Annotated in this window: 3 protein-coding genes and 2 pseudogenes (2 of these 5 cut by a window edge); 3 read left to right on the forward strand and 2 right to left on the reverse strand. The window is 67.6% G+C overall.

Annotated elements, in window-relative coordinates; all coding sequences use genetic code 11:
* Positions 1 to 49 carry the 3' end of a DUF6438 domain-containing protein gene (locus IL54_RS01885; protein WP_237748754.1) on the forward strand. Its footprint begins 239 nt before the window's first position, so the window shows 49 of its 288 coding nt (coding positions 240-288); its start codon lies beyond the left edge, outside the window; it ends in the stop codon at positions 47 to 49.
* Positions 1 to 1,061: pseudogene (locus IL54_RS01890) on the forward strand (RsmB/NOP family class I SAM-dependent RNA methyltransferase); the annotation flags it as partial. The gene IL54_RS01885 and the pseudogene IL54_RS01890, both read left to right, overlap by 49 nt.
* An 89-nt stretch (positions 1,062 to 1,150) precedes the next feature.
* Positions 1,151 to 1,669 (forward strand): tetratricopeptide repeat protein, encoded by a 519-nt coding sequence (locus IL54_RS01895; RefSeq protein ID WP_037472631.1) that lies wholly within the window; start codon positions 1,151 to 1,153, stop codon positions 1,667 to 1,669.
* 202 nt (positions 1,670 to 1,871) lie between these two features.
* Here IL54_RS01895 and hemW read toward each other — a convergent pair whose 3' ends face one another.
* Positions 1,872 to 3,044 carry a radical SAM family heme chaperone HemW gene (gene hemW, locus IL54_RS01900; RefSeq protein ID WP_037472632.1) on the reverse strand — a complete coding sequence of 391 codons (1,173 nt, stop codon included), beginning with the start codon at positions 3,042 to 3,044 and terminating at the stop codon, positions 1,872 to 1,874.
* Positions 3,045 to 3,402: 358 nt separating this feature from the next.
* Positions 3,403 to 3,422 (reverse strand): annotated as a pseudogene (locus IL54_RS23855) (RsmB/NOP family class I SAM-dependent RNA methyltransferase); its annotated part runs 163 nt beyond the window's last position; the annotation flags it as partial.

Genomic DNA, 3,422 nt, shown 5'->3' on the forward strand with positions numbered 1-3,422 from the left:
GCTATGCCGGGTCGCGGGATCGGCGGGCGGTGCGCGATCATGTCTATGACGCGATCCGCCGCGCGGGCGAGCGGCCGGATACGGGCCGCGAGGCGATGATCGGGCTGGCAGCTGAGCAGCCGGAGCTGGCCGCTTTGTTCGACGGATCGCCCCACGCGCCACTGCCGATCGAGCCGGGCGAGGTCGGCGCGGTAGCCGGAAGCGTGCCACATTGGCTGGTGCCGCTGATCGCTGCGCCGGTCGAGCAGGACGCTTTGCTGGGCCGCGCGCCGGTGGACTTGCGAGTCAATCGGTTGAAGGCCGCGCCGGAGGCGGTCGCATCCTTATTCCCTGACGCCGCGCCGATTGTGGCGCTGCCCGATGCGCTGCGCCTGCCCGAAGGCTATCCGGTCGAAAAGGATGCGGCGTGGAAGGACGGCCTGGTCGAAGTGCAGGATGCGGGCAGTCAGGCGATCGCGCTGGCGTGCGGCGCGCAGCCCGGCATGACCGTGGTGGACATGTGCGCCGGGGCCGGGGGCAAGACGCTGGCGCTGGCCGCGGCGATAGCGGGGCAGGGGACGCTGATCGCCGCCGACACGATCCGCTCGCGGCTGGCGCGGCTGGGGCCGCGCGCGCAGCGGGCCGGGGCGACCTTCATCGAGACATTGTTGCTGGACCAGAGCCATGAGGCGCGCGGCCTTGCCAGCCTGAACGGGCTGGCCGATGTCGTGCTGGTCGATGCGCCCTGTTCGGGCACGGGCACCTGGCGGCGCAATCCCGAAGCGCGCTGGCGGCTGACGGCCGCGCGGCTCGATCGGCTGGTCGCGGAACAGGCCCGCATCCTCGATTTCGCCGCGCCGTTGCTGGCACCGGGCGGGGCGCTGGTCTATGCCACCTGCGCATTGACCGATCGTGAGGGGAAAGCCCAGGTGGATTCCTTCCTGCGCCGACATGCCGGGTGGACGCCCGAAGCGATAGACTTGCCGCTGGGACGGGCGCATGGCGCGGGCTGGTTGCTGACGCCGGGGCATGACGGCACCGACGGCTTTTTCTTCGCCCGGCTGCGGCGGACGGCCGCGTAAAACAGCCCATGGACAAGCGCCCGCAAAATCGCGAGACTTGGCCAAAATCTGTGCCTGAATCAGCGCCTGAAACATGGCTGGAGATACTCATGCGTTTTACCCCCGCCTCGATCGCCCTCGCGCTCGTCCTGACCACCGTGTCGAGCATGGGCCTGAGCCAGCGGCCTGACAGCCAGATCAGCCCGGCGTCGGTCGAATGGCAGAAAGCGGGCGAGGCCGCGCGTCAAGCAGGCAATTTGCAGGGCGCGACCGATGCGTTGGAAAGCGCGCTGGCGATCGACCCGCGCAACCGCGCAGCCTATGTCGAACTCGCCGCCGTCGCGCGGGCGCAGGGTTTGCAGGGGAAGGCGATCCGTCTGTATCGCGAAGCGCTGCTGCTTGATCCCACCGATGTCGTCGCGCTGGCGGGGCAGGGCGAGGCGATGGTCGAAAAGGGCGCTGTGGCGCGGGCCAAGGAAGTGCTGACGCAGGCGCAGGGGCTGTGCAAGGGCGTGTGCGCGCCGGTCGACAAGCTCGCCGCCGCGATCCAGAAAGGCCCGCCCGCCGTTGCGATGACGAGCAAGGATGTGGTGCCCGCGCCCAAGGTTGCGCCGACCGAGCAGCCGTAAGGGGGCTCCCGTTCGTTTCGAGAAAGCCAATATCGTTGATTTCGGCGCGAGGTGGATTTGATCTCAACCGTTCGTGCTGAGTAGCGACTGAGCTTGTCGAAGGCGCGTATCGAAGCATCCGCGTCTAGCCCAATCCTTCGATACGCCATTTCGACTTCGCTCAATGGCTACTCAGGACGAACGGTATGGGAATATTACCCGGTTAAATCGCGACCACTTGCGGCAGGATCGCGTCGAGCAGGAGCAGGCCTGCGGGAGTGACCTGTAGGTGGGTGTCGTGGTGGCGGAGAAGGTCGATGTCGGTCAGTTGGGCGATGGCGCGGTCATCCACTAGCCGCGATAGGGCAATGCCCGACTGTGCCGCGATGCGGGCTAGGTCCACGCCTTCATGCAGGCGCAGGCCCATCAACAGCGCTTCGCGGGCGCGGTCTTCGCTGGCCAGCACATCCTCGCTCTGGCTGCCATGGCCGTTGCGCGCGACCGCGCCGATCCAGTTTTCGGGTTTGCGATGGCGTTGCGTCGCCATGCCGCCGCGCCGTCCGTGCGCGCCGGGGCCGATGCCGATATAGTCGCCATAGCGCCAATAGACGAGATTATGGCGGCTCTGCTGCCCGGCGCGGGCGTGGTTGCTGATCTCATAAGCGGGGATGCCCGCCGCTGCGGTCATCGCCTGCGTCAATTCATAGAGGGTCGCGCCATGATCGGGGTCGGCGGGGGTCAGCTTGCCCTGCGCGACCAGCGTGGCGAAGCGGGTGCCGGCCTCGATGGTGAGCTGATAGAGCGACAGGTGCCCGGTGCCGAACGCCAGCGCGCGGGCGAGTTCGGCCTGCCAATCGGTCTCGCTCTGGCCGGGGCGGGCGTAGATGAGGTCGAAACTGACCCGATCGAACACCGATTGCGCGGTGGCGAGCGCGGCCAGCCCTTCGGCGACGTCATGCGCACGGCCCAGGAAATGCAGTGCCTCATCCTCCAGCGCCTGCAGGCCGAGCGAGACGCGGTTGATCCCGGCGGAGGCCAGATCGGCAAAGCGCGCGGCCTCTACCGAATTGGGGTTGGCCTCCAGCGTGATCTCGATATCGGGGGTGAAGCCCCAATGGTCCTGCGCGGCGGCGATCAGCGTTTCGACCAAGGCGGGCGGCATCAAGGATGGCGTGCCACCGCCGAAGAAGATCGACGAGAGCGGGCGTCCAGCGGTCAGCGACGCCTCATAGGCCATGTCGGCGAGCAACGCGCTGCGCCAGGCGTCGATGTCCACGCCATCGCGGACATGGCTGTTGAAGTCGCAATAGGGGCATTTCGACACGCAGAAGGGCCAATGGATATAGAGCGCTTGCGGGTCGGGGGTGGCCAGGGTGGCGGAAGGAATGGAGGACATTGGGATGGCGTCGTAAAGCCTTTTGGCGGGCGGGGCTACAGGCAGGGCGCCGACGCGCGCATGGATATTTTTAGCGGGACGGCGCATTGAGCGGGATCAGTACCGCTGCAGGAGACGACAGTATGCGCTACCCTAAGCTGGCTTGGGCGACTTCCGTTTGTGCGCTGATCGGCTTGGCCGCCTGTGGTGCGCCCAAGCAACCCGATGTCGCAGAAAGCCGCAATGATGCAGCAGCGCCTTTGGTTGCGAGCCCCGACGTGGACGCGGCGCCGCAAACCGCTGCCCCGGTTAATGTCGCCACGGCGGCAGCGGCGCCCCAGCCCCTGTCCTGCGCGGCGGACATCGGATCGGCGGCTGCCGCCGAGCGCGTCAAGCTGT

It is taken from the genome of Sphingobium sp. ba1 (genome assembly GCF_000743655.1).
Taxonomy (GTDB): Bacteria; Pseudomonadota; Alphaproteobacteria; order Sphingomonadales; family Sphingomonadaceae; genus Sphingobium.